18 protein-coding genes are annotated in these 20,567 nt (G+C 67.5%); 9 read left to right on the plus strand and 9 right to left on the minus strand.

Annotated features, from left to right (window positions below; genetic code table 11):
- Window positions 1-74: 74 nt before the first annotated feature.
- On the plus strand, window positions 75-734 hold the full coding sequence (locus BRW65_RS16750; RefSeq protein WP_073876446.1) for a 50S ribosomal protein L25/general stress protein Ctc: 660 nt from the start codon (window positions 75-77) through the stop codon (window positions 732-734).
- 12 nt (window positions 735-746) lie between these two features.
- A complete protein-coding gene (pth, locus tag BRW65_RS16755) occupies window positions 747-1,322 on the plus strand; it encodes an aminoacyl-tRNA hydrolase (protein ID WP_073876448.1) in 576 nt (191 codons plus the stop codon).
- 84 nt (window positions 1,323-1,406) lie between these two features.
- Here pth and BRW65_RS16760 read toward each other — a convergent pair whose 3' ends face one another.
- The 5 genes from BRW65_RS16760 to BRW65_RS16785 form a co-directional block, all read right to left on the minus strand.
- Window positions 1,407-3,041, minus strand: a complete 1,635-nt coding sequence (locus BRW65_RS16760) for a fatty acyl-AMP ligase (RefSeq protein ID WP_073876537.1) — start codon at window positions 3,039-3,041, stop codon at window positions 1,407-1,409.
- A 326-nt stretch (window positions 3,042-3,367) separates the two neighbouring features.
- The gene (locus BRW65_RS16770) at window positions 3,368-4,318 is read right to left on the minus strand and encodes a 4-(cytidine 5'-diphospho)-2-C-methyl-D-erythritol kinase (protein ID WP_073876541.1); all 951 of its coding nucleotides are present in this window, start codon (window positions 4,316-4,318) and stop codon (window positions 3,368-3,370) included.
- A 69-nt stretch (window positions 4,319-4,387) separates the two neighbouring features.
- Complete coding sequence (gene rsmA, locus BRW65_RS16775; RefSeq protein ID WP_073876450.1) at window positions 4,388-5,320, minus strand: 16S rRNA (adenine(1518)-N(6)/adenine(1519)-N(6))-dimethyltransferase RsmA; 933 nt, start codon at window positions 5,318-5,320, stop codon at window positions 4,388-4,390.
- Window positions 5,284-6,411, minus strand: coding sequence for a resuscitation-promoting factor (locus BRW65_RS16780; RefSeq protein WP_208611828.1), 1,128 nt, complete (start codon window positions 6,409-6,411; stop codon window positions 5,284-5,286). Before BRW65_RS16780 ends, rsmA begins: the two co-directional genes overlap by 37 nt.
- Window positions 6,412-6,578: 167 nt before the next feature.
- Window positions 6,579-7,430, minus strand: a complete 852-nt coding sequence (locus tag BRW65_RS16785) for a TatD family hydrolase (protein WP_073876454.1) — start codon at window positions 7,428-7,430, stop codon at window positions 6,579-6,581.
- 19 nt (window positions 7,431-7,449) lie between these two features.
- Between BRW65_RS16785 and metG the strand changes: the two genes are divergently transcribed.
- A complete protein-coding gene (gene metG, locus BRW65_RS16790) occupies window positions 7,450-8,991 on the plus strand; it encodes a methionine--tRNA ligase (protein WP_073876456.1) in 1,542 nt (513 codons plus the stop codon).
- 16 nt (window positions 8,992-9,007) lie between these two features.
- On the opposite strand, the gene BRW65_RS16795 is transcribed toward metG, so the two are convergent.
- A complete protein-coding gene (locus BRW65_RS16795) occupies window positions 9,008-9,472 on the minus strand; it encodes a DUF1772 domain-containing protein (protein ID WP_073876458.1) in 465 nt (154 codons plus the stop codon).
- A gap of 362 nt (window positions 9,473-9,834) precedes the next feature.
- On the opposite strand from BRW65_RS16795, the gene BRW65_RS16800 reads away from it, so the two are divergent.
- Window positions 9,835-10,197 carry a PAS domain S-box protein gene (locus tag BRW65_RS16800; protein WP_073876460.1) on the plus strand — a complete coding sequence of 121 codons (363 nt, stop codon included), beginning with the start codon at window positions 9,835-9,837 and terminating at the stop codon, window positions 10,195-10,197.
- A gap of 222 nt (window positions 10,198-10,419) precedes the next feature.
- Here BRW65_RS16800 and BRW65_RS16805 read toward each other — a convergent pair whose 3' ends face one another.
- The 3 genes from BRW65_RS16805 to BRW65_RS16815 form a co-directional block, all read right to left on the minus strand.
- A complete protein-coding gene (locus tag BRW65_RS16805; protein WP_073876462.1) occupies window positions 10,420-12,417 on the minus strand; it encodes a hypothetical protein in 1,998 nt (665 codons plus the stop codon).
- A 94-nt stretch (window positions 12,418-12,511) separates the two neighbouring features.
- Window positions 12,512-13,222: a TetR/AcrR family transcriptional regulator gene (locus tag BRW65_RS16810; RefSeq protein WP_073876464.1), complete on the minus strand. Its 711-nt coding sequence runs from the start codon at window positions 13,220-13,222 to the stop codon at window positions 12,512-12,514.
- A 128-nt stretch (window positions 13,223-13,350) separates the two neighbouring features.
- On the minus strand, window positions 13,351-14,028 hold the full coding sequence (locus tag BRW65_RS16815) for a TetR/AcrR family transcriptional regulator (RefSeq protein WP_073876466.1): 678 nt from the start codon (window positions 14,026-14,028) through the stop codon (window positions 13,351-13,353).
- A 595-nt stretch (window positions 14,029-14,623) separates the two neighbouring features.
- Here BRW65_RS16815 and BRW65_RS16820 point away from each other — a divergent pair.
- The 5 genes from BRW65_RS16820 to BRW65_RS16840 are packed head-to-tail and all read left to right on the plus strand — an operon-like array spanning window position 14,624 to window position 20,548.
- Window positions 14,624-15,826, plus strand: coding sequence for a PPE family protein (locus BRW65_RS16820; RefSeq protein ID WP_073876468.1), 1,203 nt, complete (start codon window positions 14,624-14,626; stop codon window positions 15,824-15,826).
- Between the two features lie 44 nt (window positions 15,827-15,870).
- Window positions 15,871-16,443: a dTDP-4-dehydrorhamnose 3,5-epimerase family protein gene (locus tag BRW65_RS16825; RefSeq protein WP_073876470.1), complete on the plus strand. Its 573-nt coding sequence runs from the start codon at window positions 15,871-15,873 to the stop codon at window positions 16,441-16,443.
- Window positions 16,428-18,014 carry a sugar transferase gene (locus tag BRW65_RS16830; protein WP_084187844.1) on the plus strand — a complete coding sequence of 529 codons (1,587 nt, stop codon included), beginning with the start codon at window positions 16,428-16,430 and terminating at the stop codon, window positions 18,012-18,014. Before BRW65_RS16825 ends, BRW65_RS16830 begins: the two co-directional genes overlap by 16 nt.
- A gap of 6 nt (window positions 18,015-18,020) precedes the next feature.
- Window positions 18,021-19,481 carry an oligosaccharide flippase family protein gene (locus tag BRW65_RS16835; protein WP_073876473.1) on the plus strand — a complete coding sequence of 487 codons (1,461 nt, stop codon included), beginning with the start codon at window positions 18,021-18,023 and terminating at the stop codon, window positions 19,479-19,481.
- Between the two features lie 23 nt (window positions 19,482-19,504).
- A complete protein-coding gene (locus BRW65_RS16840) occupies window positions 19,505-20,548 on the plus strand; it encodes a glycosyltransferase family 4 protein (protein ID WP_084187845.1) in 1,044 nt (347 codons plus the stop codon).
- Window positions 20,549-20,567 lie beyond the last annotated feature (19 nt).

Consider the following 20,567-nt stretch of genomic DNA (forward strand, 5'->3'; position numbering starts at 1 on the left):
TATCGACGGAGACCGACGAAACCGTCGCGACCCTGGCCGTGCCCCCACACTGAAGAGCACACAGGAGCGACACGATGGCCAAGTCCGCAGGCAACCAGCTCACCGCCACGGTGCGAACCGAGACCGGCAAGGGCGCGTCCCGCCGAGCCCGCCGCGAAGGCAAGATTCCCGCCGTCCTCTACGGCCACGGCGCCGACCCGCAGCACCTGGAGCTGCCCGGCCACGACTTCGCGGCCGTGCTGCGCCACGCGGGCACCAACGCCGTGCTGACCCTGGACATCGACGGCAAGGAGCAGCTGGCGCTGACCAAGGCGCTCGATATCCACCCGATCCGCCGCACCATCCAGCACGCCGACCTGCTGGTCGTGCGCCGCGGCGAGAAGGTCGTCGTGGAGGTCAACGTCCTCATCGAGGGCGACGCCGTACCGGGCACCCTGGTCACCCAGGACACCAACACCATCGAAATCGAGGCAGAGGCGCTGTCGATTCCCGAGCACGTCACCGTGTCGGTGGAGGGCGCCGAACCGGGCACCCAGTTCACCGCCGGCCAGATCGCTCTGCCACGGGGCGTCAACCTGATCTCCGACCCGGAGATGCTGGTGGTCAACGTGGTCGTCGCGCCGACCGCCCAGGACCTCGAGGAAGAGGGCGCGGGCGAGGTCGCCGGGGGCGCCGAAGCCCCCGCCGAAGAGGAGGCCGGCGAGGCCGAGGCCGCCGCGGACGAGTCCGAGTAGGCGGATCGCAACGTGGCCGAGCCATTGCTGGTGGTCGGCCTGGGCAACCCCGGGGACAACTATGCCCGCACCCGGCACAACCTCGGGTTCATGGTCGCCGACCTGCTCGCCGGCCGACTGGGGTCAAAGTTCAAGGTGCACAAGCGTTCCGGCGCAGAAGTGGTCAGCGGCCGGTTGGCCGGACACTCGGTCCTGGTCGCCAAGCCGCGCTGCTACATGAACGAGTCCGGCCGCCAGGTCGGGCCGCTGGCGAAGTTCTATTCGGTGGCACCGGCCGACATCATCGTCGTGCACGACGACCTCGACCTCGACTTCGGCCGCATCCGGCTGAAGATCGGGGGCGGCGAGGGCGGCCACAACGGGCTGCGCTCGGTGGCGTCCGCGTTGGGCACCAAGGACTTTCAGCGCGTCCGCATCGGGATCGGCCGACCGCCCGGACGCAAAGACCCGGCGGCCTTCGTGTTGGAGAACTTCTCGGCGGCCGAGCGCGGCGAGGTGCCGACCATTTGCGAGCAGGCCGCGGACGCGACGGAGTTGCTCGTCGAGCTGGGGCTGGAGCCGGCGCAGAACCGCGTCCACGCCTGGTAGGTGCCCAGGACGCCGAATGTGGGCCTTATGGACGAATTTCGGCCGCGCACACGTACTTACGCCCCACGCTCGGCGTGCGAAATTCTACGAAACCAGGGTGGCGGAGTGCGACCGGCGCAGCTTGCCCGACGGTGTCTTCGGGATGGTGCCGGGCCCGAGCACCACCACGTTGCGCGGCCGCATGTCCACCTCGGACACCACCTCGCGGGCGACCTGGTGCTCGATGCGGCGCACCTCGGCCGGGTCCTGCCAGGCGTTGGACTCGACGGCGACGGCGAACGTCTCGCGGGAGTGGCCGGCATCCAGGCGCACCGCGACGGCGCAGCCGGGCCGCACCCCCTCGACGCGGCAGGCGGCCCGCTCGATGTCGGTGGGATAGATGTTGCGGCCCGCCATGATGATGACGTCCTTGACGCGGCCGCACACCACGACGTGGCCCTCCTCGGTCATGTAGCCGAGGTCGCCGGTGTCATACCAGCCGTTCTCGTCCTGCGCCGGGATGAAGCCGCCCATGGTCAGGTAGCCGGGCGTCAGCGACTCGCCGCGCAGCTCGATCACGCCGACGCCGCGCGGCGGCATCACGTCGCCGTTCTCGTCGATGATGCGCGCCTCGAGGTCCTGCAGCAGCGGGCCGAGAGTGGCCAGCCGGCGGGTGTTGCCCTTGGTGGCCGGCACCGCGCGGCGCAACGCGGCGAGCAGGTCGGCGTCGACCTCGTCGACGACCAGGCCGGCGTTGCACTCCGAGAACGACACCGCCAGCGTCGTCTCGGCCATCCCGTAGGCCGGCAGGATCGCCGAGGGCCGCAGCCCGAACGGCTTTCCCGCGTCCAGCAGGTCCTCCACGTCGGCGGGTTCAACCGGTTCGGCACCGGACAGCGCGAACCGCAGCGTCGACAGGTCGAAGTCGCCCGGCTTGGCGTTGCGGCGCAACCGCTTGGCCAGCAGCGCGTAGGCGAAGTTGGGCGCCGCGGTCATGGTGCCCTTGTACTTGTCGATGAGCTTGGCCCACAGCAGCGTGTCGCGCAGGAAGTCCATCGGCGTGACCTTGACGAGCTCGGCGCCGAAGTACATGGGGATGGTCAGGAAGCCGACCATGCCCATGTCGTGGAAGCAGGGCAGCCAGCTGACCATGACGTCCTTGTTGACGTCGTACTGGGCGCCGATGAACATCGCCTCGGCGTTGGAGTAGATGTTGCGATGGGTGATCTGGACGGCTTTGGGAGATCCAGTGGAACCGCTCGTCAACTGCATCAGCGCCAGGTCGTCCTCGCCGACCTCGACCGGGTCGACCGGATCCGACGCCAGCAGGTCGGCGACGGTGAGGACCTTGATGCCCTTCTCCTCGAGCACGGGGATGGCCACCAGGAAGGGCTCGGAGACGATGACGGCCTTGGCCTCGATCATCCCGATGACGTTCATCGTGTCTTCGGCCCACACGGCCAGGTCGGTGCGGGGCGTGGGCTGGTGCAGCATGGTCAGGCTCGCGCCGCGCATCCACAGGCCCTGCGCGGTCGGGGCGATCTCCACCGGGAAGCCGGCGAGGACGCCGACGGCGTCGCCGAGGCCGATGCCTGCGGCGGCGAGGCCGCCCGCAATGCGGCGGGCCCGCTCGTGCACCTCGCCCCACGTGTGGCGGACCGGTTCGTGGGGTTCACCGGTGACCATGCCCGTCGTCACGGTGCGGGCATTGCGGTACATCTTCTCGGTAAACCTGCTCACACAAACCTCCTCGGTTCCGGCGCTTCCCCCAACGCCCGGGATTTCATGTTCCGCCCACTGGGTGGCACTTCGCAGCAGGCTCGCAAACACAGTCGGGCGGCGGTTAGGTCTCGAATCGGCGATGAGCCGGCGACCCCCCGTCCGGTCGCCCGATAGGCGCGGACCGGGCCCGGAAAACGCTGGTGAGCCCGACGCATCAGTCGTCCGCCGGGGACTCCGGCGGACGACGAAAATGATTGGTCTTGCTCAGCGCTACCCGTCACCGCGCATTATCTTAAACTCCTCTTAGGGAACAGCCCAAACGAATGCGCGTTTTGGGGCGATTTTCACACTTCGGTGGGGGCGGGAACCACGCGCGCGCCGGCGACCGGCCCGCTGGCGACCCGCACCGTGCGGCAGACGCCCGCGCCGGACACCTCGGTGCCCACGTCGACCGCCGAGGCCGCCGAGGAGCACAAGAATGCGCATGTCGGGCCCGAGCCCGACACGATGCTTGCCAGGGCGCCGGCCTCGACGCCGGCGCGCAGGGTGCGACGCAGCTTTGGGTTCAAGCTCACCGCGGCGGCCTGCATCTCGTTGCCCAGCAGCGACGCCAGCTGTTCCGGGTCGCCCGCGGCCAAGGCCGCCAACACCGGGCCCGGCCCGGCGAGCCGGGGCGGGTCGCCCGCCGCCCGCAGGCGGTCGAGCTCGGCGAACACCGCCGGCGTGAGCAGCTCCCCGTCGGCGAACGCCAGCACCCAGTGGAAGGTGTTGCGGGACAAGACGGTGGCCAGCTCCTCGCCGCGGCCGGTGCCCAGCGCCGTGCCGCCGTGCAGCGCGAACGGGACGTCGCTCCCCAACCGCGCGGCCAGCGCGCGCAGGTCGCGGCGCGGCACGTTGAGTTCCCACAGCGAGTTCATGGCGACCAGCACGGCCGCCGCATCCGCGCTGCCGCCGGCCATGCCGCCGGCCACCGGGATGGATTTGTCGATGATGATCGACACGTCGGGCGCGCGGCCGACGTGTTCGGCCATCAGCTCCGCGGCCTGCCAAGCGAGGTTGCGTTCGTCGGTGGGTAGCTTGTCGGCGCCCTCGCCGACCAGCTCGAGCGACAACACGTCGGCGTTGCGGACGGTCACCTCGTCGAGCAGGGAGACGGCCTGGAAGACGGTCGTCAGCTCGTGATAACCGTCCTCGCGGCGGTCGCCCACCTCCAGGTAGAGGTTGACCTTCCCGGGCACCCGTACGGTGACCGACCCGGTGGGGACCCACTGCGCGGCGGTGCTGCCGTCAGACATTGTCAGCCACCGCAGCAGACTATCGCTGCCACCGGCCAACCACACGCAGCGGCGCCGACCGGGCCTCGGTCAGCTCGGCGACGCCTGCTGCTGCGTCGTGGTGTCGGCCGACTCGCTCGATCGCCGCAACAGTCTGACGAAATCGTCGATGGACAGCGTCTCACCGCGGCGCGCCGGGTCGATGCTGGCGGCCAACAGCCGGCTCGCCGACTCGTTCCCCGAGCCGGCCCACTCGATGAACGCGTTGCGGGCCGTCTTGCGGCGCTGCGCAAACGCGATGTCCACCAGCTCGAACACTTGGCGGCGGAAGGCCTCGTCGGTGGGCCATTGCGGGGCGGCGTAGCGGTCGATGCGCACGAGCCCGGAATACACGCGCGGAATCGGCCAGAAGACCGTCGGTGACACGGTGCCGCACCGCCGGACGGACCCGAAGTAGCGGACCTTCACGCTGGGGACGCCGTAGTCCTTGCCCCCGGGTTCCGCGGCGAGACGTTCGGCCACCTCCGCCTGCACCATGACGGTCACCGTCTGAATGGAGGGGAAGTCGGCGAGCAGATGCAGGAGCGCGGGCACCGCGACGTTGTAGGGCAGGTTGGCGACGACCGCGTTGGGCTGCGCGGCCAACTCATCCCGGCGAAGGGTCAAGACGTCGCGGTTGAGCACGGTGAACCGCTGCACTTCGCTGTTCGAATGCTCGGCGACGGTCTGCGGCAGCCGATCGGCCAGCACCGGGTCGATTTCGACGGCGGTGACGGTGGCGCCGCGGTCCAGCAACGCCAGCGTCAGCGAGCCCAGGCCGGGCCCGACCTCGAGGACGTGATCGGCCCGCCCGACCCCGGAGGTCGAGACGATCCGGCGGACCGTGTTGGCATCGTGAACGAAGTTCTGACCGAGGGATTTGCGTGGTCGAAGGTCAAGTTCTTTGGCAAGCCGCCTGATCTCGTTGCGACCGAGCAGCCGGATGGTCAGCTCGCACCAGCTCTTCCGCTGCACACGGGCCACGCGCCCCAACCCTGACGCTCGCGAGTCACCTCGGCGACCGCGATCTGCTCTTCCCGGGTCGCGAGGTCGGCGCGCGACGCGAACCGCAGCCCACCGTTGCGCTCCCAGGTGCCCTGGTCGAACTGCACACCGCCGTAGTAGCCGTTGCCGGTGTTGATCGCCCAGTTTCCGCCCGCCTCGCAGCCCGCGATGGCGTCCCAGATGGATCCGTTGGTGACCGGTGGCACGTCGGTGCCGGGCTTGGTGCCCACCCGCACCACGGCCTCGCGGGCCGGGGTGATCACCGTGTTGGCGATCGGCAACCGGCCGGTCTCAACACCGTTGACGGTGGCCACCGCGAACGTGACGTCCTGGGTGCCGGGGCTGCCCGGGTCCTCCACCACCTGGCGGCTCATGTTCATGTCCGGGTCCTCGACCCGACGGGCGTTGGGCTGCAACGGCATCCGCTCGGTCACCCGCTCGATCCGGTTGCGGGTCACCTGGATTTCCATGCCGTCGACGATCGGGGACGACGCGCTCGGCATCGCCTGGTCCCCTTCCAAGAGCGGGGCGCCGGCGGCGCTCAGCAGCCCCGCGACGTTGGGCGCGGCCAGGTGCACCGTGCGGGTCGCCCCGCCGTCGGTGATGCGGACCGTCTTCGCGCTGACGACGGGAAGCGCCATGCCGGCCAGCGGGACCCGGCTGCCTCGAGAGGCCGCCGCCGGAGCCGTGTCGGTCATGGCGAGTTGGGCCAGGGCCTCGTCGACGGTCGATGCCGTCGTCCACACCTGTTTGGTGTCGCGGCCGTCCAGCGAGATCTGCAGCGGCCGGCTGCGGCGCAACACGATGTTGGCGGCGTCGTGCACCTTGACGTCCCCGGCGGGGTACAAGTCGTCACGCTCGTCGACGGCGAAGCCGTTCTCCTGCACGATGTCGATGACCCGCGACTTCATTGTCGTGACCCGCATCGCGATGCCGTCGACGGTCAGCGTCACCGTCTTGCACGCGGAAACCGCGAATCCACCTGCGAACGCCAGAACTACTAACAGTCCTCCGACGATGAGCCGCAACATCGGCGACGGTGTCTGATGAAGTTTTGTTAATACAGTCAACGCGCGTCTATCCCGACCACAGCAAATACTCCAACGACCTAATCAGCACCAAGCGACAAATTTAGGGCCTGTAGGCCCCACCCTTTCGATCACAAGACGGTAACGAACCGGCCAAAGTTGAGCAACTCCGGCGCGAATTCGTTAACGGAATCGTCCCGGGCGGCGAGTCAGCCGGAAACCAGCCCGTAGACCCGCCGAGCGTTGCTCGTCGTGGCCTGCGCCAGCTCTTCGGCGGGCCGGCCCACCAGTTCGGCGACCGCTCGGACAGTATAAGGAAGGCAATACGGCTCGTTCGGCGCGCCGCGGTAGGGATGCGGCGTCAAGAACGGCGCATCGGTTTCCACCAAGAGCTGTTCCAGCGGTATCTGCGGAATGGCTTCCCGCAGGTCGCGGGCGTTGCGGAAGCTCGCCGTTCCCGACAGGCTGAGCAACCACCCGGCGTCCACGCAGCGGCGGGCCATCGCGGCGCCCGACGAGAAGCAGTGGAAGATCACCGTGTCCGGAGCGCCCTCGGCCGCCAGCACGTCGAGCACTTCGGCGTCGGCCTCCCGGTTGTGGATCATGAGCGGTTTTCCGCTCCGCTTGGCCAGGTCGATGTGCCAGGCGAAGGCTTCCCGCTGGGTGTCCGGCTGCGCGCACCCGTCGAGACGTCCGGGCCAATACAGGTCCAGGCCGGTCTCGCCGACGGCCACCACCCGGGGGTGCGCCACCAGCCGCTCGATTTCGCCGCGGGCGGCATCGTCGAGCGCGTCGGCGCGGGTCGGGTGCAACGCCACCGCGGCATACACCCGCGGATCCCACTCCGCGGCGCGGGTCACCCAGGCCGCCGAAGCGAGGTCGTCGGCGATGGTGACCACCGCCCCCACCCCGACCGCCGCGGCGCGATCCACGATGGCGCGCACGTCCCCGGCGTCCCGCGCGCCGCAGGCGTCGAGGTGGGTGTGGGCGTCGATCAGGGGCGCCAGTGGCTCGGGTGCGGGCGGCGCTTCGCGTTCTCGTCGGTTGGAGCTCACGCGCACACAATAAGGTGGACTCTCGATGAGGCCCTTCTACGTCACCACCGCGATCACGTACCCCAATGGCAATCCGCACGTCGGGCACGCCTACGAGTACATCGCCACCGACGCCATCGCGCGGTTCAAGCGGCTCGACGGCTTCGACGTGCGATTCCTGACCGGCACCGACGAGCACGGCCTCAAGATGCTCGAGACGGCGGCGGCGGAGGGCCTCCCGACCGCCGAGCTGGCGCGGCGCAATTCCGACGTGTTCCAACGGCTGCAGGAGAGGCTGAACATCTCCTTCGACCGGTTCATCCGGACCACGGACGCCGACCACCACGAAGCGTCCAAGGAGATCTGGCGGCGGATGGACGCCGCCGGGGACATCTACCTGGACAGCTATTCCGGCTGGTACTCGGTGCGCGACGAGCGGTTCTTCGTCGAGTCGGAGACCGCGGTGGTCGACGGGGTCCGGGTCGCCGTGGAGACCGGCACGCCGGTGACGTGGACCGAGGAGCAGACGTATTTCTTTCGGCTGTCGGCGTACACCGACAAGCTGCTGGCCCACTACGAGGCGAACCCTGACTTCATCGCCCCGGAAGTGCGCCGCAACGAGGTGGTCAGCTTCGTCTCCGGCGGCCTGCGTGACCTGTCGATCTCGCGGACCTCGTTCGACTGGGGCGTGCAGGTGCCCGACCACCCCGATCACGTCATGTACGTCTGGGTCGACGCGCTGACCAATTATCTGACCGGCGTCGGTTACCCCGACACCGACTCACCGACGTTCCGCCGCTACTGGCCCGCCGATCTGCACATGATCGGCAAGGACATCATCCGGTTCCACACCGTCTACTGGCCGGCGTTTCTGATGTCGGCCGGGATCGAGCTGCCGCGGCGGGTTTTCGCGCACGGGTTCCTGCTCAACCGGGGCGAGAAGATGAGCAAGTCGGTGGGCAACATCGTCGACCCGGTAGCCCTGACCGAGACGTTCGGCGTGGACCAGTTGCGCTATTTCCTGTTGCGGGAGGTCCCCTTCGGCCAGGACGGCAGCTACAGCGAAGACGCCATCGTCACGCGCATCAACACCGACCTCGCCAACGAGCTGGGCAACCTGGCCCAGCGGTCGCTGTCCATGGTGGCCAAGAACCTGGACGGGGTGGTGCCGACGCCCGGGGAATTCACCGCCGACGACGCCGGGCTGCTGGCGACGGCCGACGGCCTGCTGGACCGCGTGCGCGCCGCCTTCGACGCCCAGGCGATGCATCTGGCGTTGGAGGCGATCTGGCTGATGCTGGGCGCCGCTAACCGATACTTCTCCGCGCAACAGCCGTGGGTGTTGCGCAAGAGCGACTCGGAGGCGGACCAGAAGCGTTTCGCGACAGTGCTTTACACGACGTGCGAGGCGGTTCGCATCGCGGCGCTGCTGATCCAGCCGGTGATGCCCGAGTCGGCGAGCAAGCTACTGGATCTGCTCGGCCAGGCGCCCGAACAGCGCGGCTTCGACGCGATCGGCAAACGGTTGGCCCCCGGCACGGCCCTGCCCGCGCCGACCGGGGTCTTCCCCCGCTACCAAGCCGACTAGCCGCTCGCGAGGCGGTTCACATCAACATTGCCAGGCACAGCGCCGCGACGGCCAGGCCCTGCAGGGTGGCCCTGGTTGCGATCACCTTGTCCCAGTTGCGTTGCAGCGCACGAGCATGCGTCGGCAGATCGGGTTGGTCCGCGCCGGCGATGAGTTGGCGGTTGATCGGCGCGCTCACTCGCAGGTAGATCAGCAGCCACACCAGCAGCAGGACGACGGCGGCGCCGGCCGCGCCGGCTTGCGCCCAGCGGCCGGACACCGCGGCGAATACCACGCTGATCGCCGCCGCCGCCAGGCCGAGGACCCCGGGTACCGGCATCCTGCGATCCCCATAGCGATGGATGTTGCCCGAAACTGCGAGCAGGGCCCGATCGTCGATGCGGGCCAGTGCGGGCTGGAGCACCATCGCGCAGAACACGTCGGTGCCGTAGACCACTCCGGTGCCCAGCACCGCGACGACCGCGAACAAGGTGGCGACCATGATGCGCGCTCCTCAAATCCAGTTAGCGCTAGCAACGCTAACCCCACGGGCCGCGGCTGTCAATAGCGGTGCTACCTTCTTGTATCAGCGCTAATGACATGGCATGCGTCGCGCCCCGCCGGGCGCCCCGGGCCGCTCGTCGTCGGCTATCACCGCCGTGGAGCCAACCGCGCGGAGGAACGGGGTTGGGACGCCGCCGACGACGCTCTCCGAACGAAGTGATGGGCCTTTCGGCGAGCGAGGAACGAAAAGCGGCACCATCTGGGGATGGGCATCTGCGCGAAGACCTGTGTATAGCCTATGTTATGCGCCATAATCGGCCGGTGGACCGACGACGCAATCGGCAACAGGGTGACTCGCCGATGACGACCCTCAAACAGCTGCCGGCACTGGTTGTGCTAGAGCGGATCCCGATCCCGGTGCTGGCCATCGAGAATGACGGCACCCTCCTGTTTTCCAACGCCGCGTTCGCCGAGATGATGGGTTACGACCGGGAAGAGGTGTTGGCGCTGAAGTTCCACCAGATCTTCCACCAGGCACCGGCCTCGGATTCGTTGTTATCCGTCGTTCATTCCCTGGCAAACATGGTGGTCGAACTGGCGCACAAGGACGGCTCGGTCGTGCGCGCCCTGATGAGCAAGTCGGCGGCGATGCGCGCCGACGATCAGTTCGTGCTCGCGGCTTTCCAGGATTTGACCGAGCAGTTGTGGCAGGAGGACCGCTAGCGGCGGTGCCGAACCCCGGGAGACCATCAGCCCCAAGCGCTCGAAGCACGATTTGCCGGCTATCGGGGTTGACGAAAACCGTTGTTGCGCTTGCAATCCCGCTTGAGGGTCGGGCAGCAGTCCGCGATCTCCAACGGGCCACCACCGCGGTCGCGGTCCCCCATGGCTGCCGAGACCGTCGTCCAGCAGAGCGATCCGGCCACCGGCCCCGACCGTGAGACGCTAACGGCGCCGCCGTGATTCGCGCCTGGTGCGCCACAGGATCACCCCGCCGCCGACGACTGCCACCGCAATCCAGCCCGCGCCGAACCACCACAGCCAGCCGAGGTCGGAGTGGCCCTGCGATGTCGCGGTCGGACCGGCCGAGGGCGAGTGCTCGACGGTCACCGGGTCCTGCCCTCCTGGCGCGGACACCACCGCGGCGCCTCTAAGTCGTTGCCAGCGCTTGTTATCGCTACTGAGCCATCGCAGCAGCTCGTCGAGCTGCCCGGGCGCCCCGTTGGATGTCGCCACCAATAGCGACCTGCCGCGGTTGAAAACCACTTGGAGAGAAGCGAACCGGAGATCTGGGTCGAGGGTGAGTTTGGCGGGCTTGCCGTCGGACTGGATGGCGTTGACGGTGATGGGCCCGCTGGGCCCCGCGGACACCGGGAGCGCGACATTGGAGTGGTTCCACCCGTCGGCCGAGACCACTATCGCGGGGTCCGACGAGTCGATCGCCTGCTGCGGCGTCGTGACCGTGGTGTAGAGCGGCACGGAACTTATGCGCTGCAGGCCCACCACGATGCCGATCGCCCGTACGGTGTCGATAAACGAGTGGGCCTCGATGCCCACCTGCATCCGGGGCATCAATGACTGCGGCACCGATTGGAAGCCGTCCGGCACCGGTGGGGCAGCCGGGTTACTCTCTATTGTGCTGTCGCCGTTGATGTTCAGCGTCAGGAGCTGATTCCCCGGCCCGGCGGTATAGAAGTCGCCGCAATGCCCGGTGTTCGCCGCAACGTCGAGGACCAAATCAATACTGGTGTATCGCTGCAGTAATCGGTCCGGCACGTCGATCCAGCGGTCGATGGTGCCGTGGCCGTCCGTTGCCCAATGGTCGATGGTTTCGGGGCCGATGGTCGCGGCGATCTGGCCGCCGACGTTCCCCGGCGTCGGGGTATAGGAGCCCTGCAGATGCACGCGCACGTCGTGTACCGATCTGGCGAATCGGGTTTGGTCGATTGCGATCGACACCCGCGGTTGCAGTGACGTCGAGTTGAGAACGGGCTGCGCCAACTCGCGCAACGCAACGCTGCCGCCGAGTTGCTGGACGGTCGGTTTGAGCTGTTCCACCGCCGCCTTGGAAGACAGCGCCAACTGCGACACGTCGTTGAACAGCACCGCCGTGTTCGATTCGTCCGACTGACCGAGCGGTCCCGACATCAGCAACCACGGCACACCGGAGGGGCCCTGTAGCGAAAGCCCGTTGTCAGGGCCCTCTTTGACGACGATCTGACGTTCCAGCGGTTGCGGCGGCGCCGGCGGCGCTGCCTGCCCCTCGGCCAGCGGAATCACGGCTATCTCGGTGGTCTGCCTACCGTAATGCGCGGCCGCGGAGGCGGCGAGTTGGATCGCCGTATCGGACTCATTCGGCGAGGGCGACGGCGGCAGGTAGATGGACAGCTTGCGCAGCACTGGAGGCAGGAAATGTGCGACGGTGGTGGGCGGCAGTTCGACCCCGGTGTAGGTGATCGACCCGTTGGTCAGGCGCAGCGGACTCCACGGATACAGGCAGTATCCGTCCAACGGCACCAGGTAGGAACGCAGCGTCACCGTCAGCCAATTGTCGTTGACCTCCGCGCCCGCCAGGGGAATGACGATTGGCGCCTGATCGGTGGAGGGCAAATTCAGCCGTGCGATGGTGCGCTCGCCCTGCGTGACAGTGAGCACCCCGGACCGCAAATTGATCGGCATTTCGACGGTGGCGTTCATAGCCGTCGGTGTCAGACCATGCAGCACCGGCACGGTCAGCTGTTGGGTACTCGTCACGCCCCAGAACTCCAGACTGGGAGCGGACCCGATGTCGGTAAGCGACAGGGTCGGCGAGTCCGCGGCGGTAGCCGGGTCGCCGGGAGCGCCCCAGGACGCCGGGGCGCTCATCACCAAAAACCCAACCACCGCGGCCAGCGCGGCCACTTTGCTCAGACGTCTCCGGTACATCACCGGAACAGTATGCATTGTGGAATGCGCGTCAGCCGCAATTACTTCAATCAATTCGATGGCCGCGAAAGCGGGTGTGGCGCATCCGGCCCGACCGCCGGATCGTGGAGCCCTAGCCGATCAGGGGTTCCGTGTCGGCATCGGGGTGGGCCGCGATGACCGCGGCATGACGCATGACTTCGCGACCGAGGAACTGCTGGAAATAGGGCAACGACGCCTCCGTCACGGTGCCGGGCAGTAGCAGCTCCAAGATCTGACGCAGGCGACCGCCGATGTCGACGGGGCCTCCCCGGTTAGGTTCGCGACGGGTTATTGCATTGAATACCAACCGCGTTCCGAACATGGCTCCGACGAGGAACTCAGAGAGCACTGTGGGGTCGACGTTCTTGCGGAGGTCTCCCTCGCTGACGGCCCGCCTGGCCTCATCGGCGATCTTTGCCGCCAGGTCGGCATAAAAGTTCCCGGCGGCCTCGTTCAATCCGCTTAAGGCACAGGCCAATTGCTCGGCCGTGCGAACGGTCTTGTCCGAGTTCAGCACTACGACGATGGTGAAGGCGCCGTGCAGTAGGTTTTCCAGCCCCGGCGACGACGACTTGCACACGTTCCCAAATGCCGTGAGCAGCGTCTCGGAGCCTTCCTTGAGGATGTCGGACGCCAGCGATTCCTTCGAATCGAAGTGGTGATACAGGGCGCCTTTGGTCATCCCGGTCCGCTCGATGATCGCCCCCCACCCGGCGGCGGCATACCCGACTTCGGAGAACACGTCGATCGCGGCGTCGATGATCTTCCGCCGAGTGGCTTCGGATCGAACCTGGCGCGGCATTATCTCTGCACCTCCGGAGTCGCGTCGGGTGCGCGGAGTCATTGATGTGGGTTCACATCCACCGCAAGATGTCCAACGTTAGCAGCCGCGACCAAGGCCGGCGGGCAGTCTGGTCAACCTGGTCGCCGTTAAGGCTGCCCTTGGTCGCTCGAACTGGCGTTGACGGCGAGCGCCGCTCGCCGCCTTAGGAATTGGCCGAAGTAGTCGGCCCGGTCCGGTTGCAAGATCCCACCGAGGATAAGCATCCAGCACTTTTCCAGGTCGGTGAGGAAGCGTTCCGGGTCGTCCAGATTGCTGGTCTTGCGCAGCCCCATATGCAGGGACACCATCAGCCGACCCACGGCGTCGGGATCACATTGTTCGTTGATGTCACCCTCGGCGATGGCCTGGTGGACGACCGCCGACAGGGCTTCCACCCAGCCGCTCACCAATGTGTCCTGCAGCCCACCCGACTGCCCGACCGACTCGATCAAGTTCAGGCCGGCCCTGACCAGATCGGTCTTGATGTCTTGAACGGCGATCAGGTACGAGAAATCGATAAGGGTTTCCAGGCCCGAAAGCCCACGGGTCAACAAGTCACCGACCGCGACGGTGGCCGCGGCTATCTGCTTGTCGATGAGCTCGACCGCCAAGGCGTGTTTGGACTTGAAGTGGAAGTACATCGCGCCCTTGGTCAACTGGGCCTCGGCCAGGATGTCATCGAGGCCGACGTCGTGGTAGGGCCTGCGCGCGAACTGGTGCGAGGCGGCGCGCAGAATCTGCCGCCGCGTCGCGTCGGCGCGTCCATCGGTCGAGTGGGAAGTCATGGGAATCTGCCAGCTCAGGTCTCGCGACCGATGTCGTCGCGGGTTGCGAAGATCTCGTCGATCGCCGTCACGTTGATGAGCAGGGCATACACCTCGGATCTTGGGCGGTCTTGAGCGACACCGACCGGCCACTCCCGGGCAGTACATGGGCTACGTCTGAGATTAGCAGCCGCAGCGACCCGGCTTGACGCTTACGTAAAAGACTTGTAGTGCACATCACACGGGTCTTTACAGACTATTAGTATGTTTTATACGCTATTATCACAATGTCAGTTTGTAGGGTGTGGGGGCTCAAACCCTCAGTTCGCCCAGCTGAGCGGCAAAAACGCCCGATTTGGGCCACGTGCAGGACGTGAGGAGACGCACATGCCGGTCGTGACCACGAGGCCACGCGCGCTAGCGGCGTCAGCAGGTAGGGGGCCCGGAAAGGGACCAACGACCTCTGCGCGAGCTGCCCAAATACTCTTCGCAAGCGGATTTGATCTGTATCATACTTTAGGTATGTTTAGGGCCCCGCTCCTGCAGCTCTGGTACGGCATGGCAACCGGCTGCTTCCGCCCGGTGACCCGCGTCGCCACTGCGGCCGAGGTCTGACGTGATCGATTTTGGGGCGTTCCCGCCGGAGTTCAATTCCGCGCGGATGTATGCCGGTCCCGGTCCGGTGTCCCTGGTGGCGGCCTCGGTGGCCTGGGATGGGCTTGCCGCCGAATTGCATTCCGCCTCAAGCTGTTACCGCTCGGTGATCGCCGGCTTGACTACCGGACGCTGGTTGGGTCCCTCGTCGTTGGTCATGGCGTCCGCCTTCGCCCCGTTCATGGCGTGGACCGCCGGCGCGGCCGCGCGGGCCGCGGAGACGGCCGGTCAGGCCAGGCTCGCCGTCGAGATCTACGAGGCCGCCTTCGCGATGACCGTCCCCCCGCCGGCCGTCGCCGCCAACCGGGTTCAGCTCGCCACGCTGATCGCCACGAACTTCTTCGGCCAGAATTCGGCGGCGATCGCGGCCACCGAGGCCGAATACGGCGAGATGTGGGCGCAGGACGCCGCAGCGATGTACCAGTACGCCGCGGGTTCGGCGGCCGCGTGCGACGTGACACCGTTCAACCCGCCGCCGGACGTCGTAAACCCGGCGGGGCTGGCCAACCAGACCGCAGCTGTGACTCAGGCCGGCGGGCTCGCGGAAACACAACATGCGGCCAACGTGGTCTCGTCGGTGCCCAGCGCGCTGCACTCGCTCTCGTCGCCGATAACCTCCGGCACCTCCACCCTGACCGACGTCGGCACCGGCACCGCGGGTACCGCCACCAGCACGGCCGGCTCGTCGTTCATGGACAGCCTCGCGTCCAGCCTGCCCAGCTCGCTGCCCACCTACTTCATGGCGGGCGCGACCCCGCTGTACGGGATGTCCTCCATCCTCGGCATGGCCCAGACCGCCCAAGGCTTGGCGAACGGGGCGATGCAGGCCGCGGGCACCGCGGCCGCGGGGGCGGCCAGCGCGGCGAGCACCGGCGCGGGCGCGCTCGGATCGCTCGGCTCGCTCGGATCGGGTGTCGCCGGCAGCCTCGGCAGCGCGGCCTCGCTCGGCCCGCTGGCGATTCCGGCGAGCTGGACCAGCGTGATACCGGCAGCGCACAGCGCCGCTTCCGCGCTGCCGACCATCAGCCTCGCCGGCGCCAACACGCCGCCCAGCATCATGGGTTCGCTGCCGCGCCTGGCCGCCGCGTCGGGCAAGAACCTCGGCCCCCGGTACGGCGTCATCCCGACCGTGATGACGCGGCCGCCGTCCGGTGGATACGCGTAGGCCATGACTCGACCGAAGACGACCCATTACCCAAGGAGCGGTGAATGAAGTACACGCCCACCCAGATCGCCGGCGTGACGATCATTGACCTCGAGCCGCAACGTGACCATCGCGGCTTCTCTTCCCGTTCCTTTTGTGCCGACGAATTCGCCGATCGGGGACTGAGTTTCAACGTCACCCAAACGAACATCTACTTCAATTACACCCGCGGCACGGTGCGCGGTCTGCACCACCGGGTGCCGCCGTACGCCCAGACCCAGGTGGTCCGCTGCACCCGCGGCGCGATCGCCGCCGTCGCGGTCGACATCCGCCCCGGGTCGCAGACCTACGGCGACCACGTCATGGTCGAGTTGAGCGCGGACAACTACCGGGCGCTGTTCCTGCCGCCCTTTGTCGCCCACGGCTTCCAAACGCTGATCGACAACACGGAAGTGAGCTATCAGGTCGGCGGGGAGCCCGCGCCGTCCGACGCCCAGGGATTCCACTGGAACGACCCGGAATTCGGCATCGTGTGGCCGCTGCCGGTCACCGTCATCTCCGAGCAGGACGCCAGTTGGCCATCGCGAACGCCGAGCTTCGCTTCGATCGAGAGTGCAGCGTCATGTCTAACCCGTTGATGACCCAGGAATTGGTTCACGTCGTGACCGCCGAACCCGGCCCGACCAAGCGGAAGCCGGCCGGCACGACGTCGTTGCCAAGTCGGCGGTCCGGCGCCCTGCCGACCACCGCGGCCGCGGCTCCCTTGCCGGGTGGCAACGCCATCCGGCGGTGGCAGTACAAGTATTCGCACCACCTGCGCATCAGCGACACGGTGATCGTGTGCGCGTCGGTGCTGCTGGCGCAGTACGTCCGATTCGGCGAAATCGCCAACACCTCCGGTTACTCGGACGTCGCGATGACGATGCTGTCGTTCCTCTTCGCGGCGCTGTGGCTGTCGGCGCTGGCGGTATTCCAAACGCGCTCACCGCGAGTCATCGGCGCAGGCATCGACGAGTACCGCCGGATCGGTAGCGCCTCGTTCTGGACGTTCGGAATCATCGCGATGGTCACCTTGCTCGCCAAGGTGGACCTGGCCCGCGGATATCTGGCGATCGCTCTCCCCGTCGGGACCGTGGGCCTGCTGGGGAGCCGCAGCCTGTGGCGCAAGCACATCCGGCAGCTGCGCGCGAACGGCCAATGCCAGACGACGGTGCTGGCGATCGGGGACCGGAAGGCCGTTTCCCACCTGGCCCACGAACTCTCGCGCAACCCGCTGGACGGGTACGTCGTGGTGGGCGTTTGCATTCCGGGCTACGGGCCACCGCGCGGCAACACCATCGCGCTCGGCGGCCGCGCAGTGCCGATCCTCGGTGACGTCTCCCACGCGGTGGCCGCCATTCAAGCCTGTGGCGCCGACACCGTGGCGGTCACGCAGACGGACCACTTCGGGATGCACGGGATCCGAGAGCTGATGTGGCAGTTGGAGACGATGGACGTCGACGTCGTGGTCTCGCCGGGCGTGATGGACGTCGCGGAAGCCCGCCTGACCCTGCGCCCCACCGCGGGAATGCCGCTGCTGCACGTCGAGAAGCCGCAATACGAAGGCACGCAACGCTTTCAGAAACAGGTATTCGACTTCCTGTTCTCGCTGGCCGCTTTGATCGCGACGTCGCCCATCCTCATCGCGGCCGCCGCCGCCGTCAAGCTCACCAGCAAGGGCCCGGTGTTCTACCCATCCGAACGGATCGGGATCGACGGCAAGCCCTTCAGAATGCTGAAATTCCGGACCATGGTCGACGGCGCCGACACCCAGATCGAGCATCTGTTAGCGCTCAACGAGAGCGCCGGCGGCATGCTCTTCAAGATGCGCGAGGACCCGCGGGTCACCCCCGTCGGCAGGATCCTGCGCAGGTTCAGCATCGACGAGCTGCCCCAATTCATCAACGTGCTCAAGGGCGACATGAGTGTCGTCGGCCCACGCCCCCCGCTGCGCCGGGAGGTCGAAAACTACGAAAGTGACGTCAAGCGGCGGCTGCTGGTGAAGCCGGGGGTCAGCGGGTTGTGGCAAGTGAGCGGCCGATCGAACCTCTCGTGGGAAGAGTCGGTGCGGTTGGACCTGTCCTACGTCGACAACTGGTCGATGTCGGGTGATCTCATGATCATCGCCAAGACGGTTAAGGCCGTTCTGACCAGTCACGGCGCATACTAGGGAGTCATGACCGAGCCGACGACGCCCGCGGCGGTCGTCCCGTCGGTGCCGCTCTCCCGGATGGCTCACGCCTTCTCGATCCAACTGATCTGCCGCGCACTGGGAATGCTGGCCTCGGTGGTCTCCGTGGCGATGACCGCGCGCTACCTGGGTCCGGGTCGCTACGGCCAGCTCTCCATCGCGGTCGCATTCGTGGGAATGTGGAACAGCTTCGCCGATCTCGGGGTCGCCACCGTGATCGTCCGCCGCGTCACCTCCGGCCGCGGCGACCTGGAACGCCTGGTGCGCGTCAACAGCGGACTGGCCCTGATCTACTGCGTCCCGCTCGCGGCGCTGGCGGCGGGGTCGGGGCTGCTCGTCTATCACGACTACGACGTGCGGGTCATGCTCGTGGTGCTGTCCGGGGGCCTGCTGCTGCAAACCATGACCACCCGCTTCGAGCCGGTGTTTCTGGCCACCGTCAGGTTCTCCGCGGTGGCCATCTCCGACGTCACCGCCCGCACGGCAACGCTGGCCATGGTCGCGGCTCTGGTCTCCGCGCACTCGAACGTCATCTGGTTCGCGGTGGCACAGCTCATTCCGCCCGCCGTGCAGCTGGTGATCCAGGGCGCCGCGGCGATGCGGCACATCTCGGTGCGCCCGGTGTTCGCGCTGCGCGAGGCCGCAGATCTGTTGCGGGAAACTTTGCCCCTGATCGGATTCCTGGTCGTGGGAATCCTGTACACCCGCGCCGACGGTGTGATCCTGTCGTTGCTCAACACCCACTCCGAGGTCGGCGTCTACGGGCTGGCCTTGACGATCGCGTTCAACACCATCGTGGTGTCGCTGGTGTTCCTCAAGGCGACGCTGTCGACGGGCACCGAACTGTATGCGCGTGACGTGGCGGCGTTCGCCGCCTTCCTGCGCCGCAGCGTCGAGCTCATGTACTTCGCGGCGGTCCCCGTCGCGGTGGTCGGAGCGCTGCTGGCCGGGCCGTTGATCGCGTTCTTCGGCGACAAGGCGTTCGTCGCACGGGGAACACCGACGCTGGCGCTGCTGTTCATCGCGGCGGCGCTGCGGTTCGTCGGCGGCACCCTCGGCCAGGGCCTGGTCGCCAGCCACCATCAAAAGGTTCTGTTGTGGCTGACGGTCGCCACGCTGGTGGTCAACGTGACGCTGAATCTGGTTCTCGACGGCCGCCTGGGCGCCGTCGGGCCCGGCATCGCGCTGGTGTGCACGGAATTCTTCAACATGCTGTTCAGCAGCTGGTGGCTGCACCGCCGGTGCGGTTACCGTACGCCGGTGATGTTCTTGCTGCGGGTGCTGATCCCGACGGCCGCCAGTGTCGCGGTGACACTGCTGCTCGCGGGTCAGCATGTCGTCCTGGTTCTGCTGGCCGCCGCCGCGGTTTACCTGGCCACCAGCGCCGCGGTCGGGCCGCTCAAATGGTCGTCGTTGGCGTCGCTGCGCAGCAAGCAGCTGGCGTGATCGGTCGCGTGAATTCTCCACGGGTGCTTTGGCTTTCGCCATGGACACGGCCGGCGGTGCGCGTGCAGTCCGAAGCGCTGATTCGCCACGGGGCCGACGTGCTGCTCGTGACCTCCGACCGACACCCGGAGTCGGACGCCGCCCGTGACTACGAGGTGGTGCTCGAGCCGCGATTCCTCTCCGCCAAGACCTGGCCCCCGACGGTCAAGGCCTGGCGGCTGGTCCGCAACTTCCGGCCGGACGTCGTGATCGCCGAGCAGGTCCGTGATCCGCGGTGGGTCGCGCTGGCCGGCCGGACGCCGCGCATCCAGGTGATCCACGACGATCGCCCCCATGACCCCGTGGAAGCGCTGCCGGCCTACGAACTCGCGGCGCTCGATCGCTGGGGTGCCCGCTCGGCGGCCACCATCACCTATTGCGACTACGTCGCGCGCGCGGTCGCGACCCGACGCGACGTGATCGGCACACCGGTGCACGTCGTACCGCTCGCCAGCGATCTCGATCTCGACCGGGTCCCTCCGTTCGTGGATGCCAAGGGGCGCCACGACTTTGTCATGTTCGGCAGGCTCAATCCCTACAAGAATGTGGACGTGGTGTTGCGCGCCTGGCAGTGCCACGTCGAAGGCGGCGGCTGGCGCGGTGACGACCTCATACTGATCGGCGACGGAGCGCTGGACGCCGACAAGCTGCCCGCCCACACGCAGTGGCGTCGCGGCGGCTACCGCTACCGCGATGTCGTCACCACGCTGGCGGCCGCCAAGGGCTCGATCGCCCACTATCGGCGCGCCACTCAAAGCGGGGTGCAGGTCCTCTCGATGCAGTTGGGCGTCATGCCGATCGTTTCCACGGAGGGTGGGCCGCCCGAGTACCAACCCCCGGAATGCCCCCCGGTCGGCGTCGATGACGTTGGCGGATTGGCCGCCGCTTTCGACGTCCTGGCCGACCCGGCCACGGCGGCGCGCCATGGAGCCACCGCGGCGCGTCATTACGAGCGCCATTGCGCCGTCGACCTTGTCGCTGATCGCTTCCTGGAGATCATCGCCGAGGTGATGGGCCGTCGACGTTGACCGGATACCGAGCACACCA

The sequence above is a fragment of the Mycobacterium paraffinicum genome, assembly GCF_001907675.1.
Lineage (GTDB): Bacteria > Actinomycetota > Actinomycetes > Mycobacteriales > Mycobacteriaceae > Mycobacterium > Mycobacterium paraffinicum_A.

Bases quoted from the DNA above. Each gene is read 5' to 3' on its own strand.
- BRW65_RS16750 (WP_073876446.1), top strand. From the start codon at position 75: ATGGCCAAGTCCGCAGGCAACCAGCTCACCGCCACGGTGCGAACCGAG.
- BRW65_RS16770 (WP_073876541.1), bottom strand. From the start codon at position 4,318: ATGTCTGACGGCAGCACCGCCGCGCAGTGGGTCCCCACCGGGTCGGTC.
- metG (WP_073876456.1), top strand. From the start codon at position 7,450: ATGAGGCCCTTCTACGTCACCACCGCGATCACGTACCCCAATGGCAAT.
- BRW65_RS16795 (WP_073876458.1), bottom strand. From the start codon at position 9,472: ATGGTCGCCACCTTGTTCGCGGTCGTCGCGGTGCTGGGCACCGGAGTG.
- BRW65_RS16800 (WP_073876460.1), top strand. From the start codon at position 9,835: ATGACGACCCTCAAACAGCTGCCGGCACTGGTTGTGCTAGAGCGGATC.
- BRW65_RS16805 (WP_073876462.1), bottom strand. From the start codon at position 12,417: ATGCATACTGTTCCGGTGATGTACCGGAGACGTCTGAGCAAAGTGGCC.
- BRW65_RS16810 (WP_073876464.1), bottom strand. From the start codon at position 13,222: ATGCCGCGCCAGGTTCGATCCGAAGCCACTCGGCGGAAGATCATCGAC.
- BRW65_RS16815 (WP_073876466.1), bottom strand. From the start codon at position 14,028: ATGACTTCCCACTCGACCGATGGACGCGCCGACGCGACGCGGCGGCAG.
- BRW65_RS16825 (WP_073876470.1), top strand. From the start codon at position 15,871: ATGAAGTACACGCCCACCCAGATCGCCGGCGTGACGATCATTGACCTC.
- BRW65_RS16830 (WP_084187844.1), top strand. From the start codon at position 16,428: ATGTCTAACCCGTTGATGACCCAGGAATTGGTTCACGTCGTGACCGCC.
- BRW65_RS16835 (WP_073876473.1), top strand. From the start codon at position 18,021: ATGACCGAGCCGACGACGCCCGCGGCGGTCGTCCCGTCGGTGCCGCTC.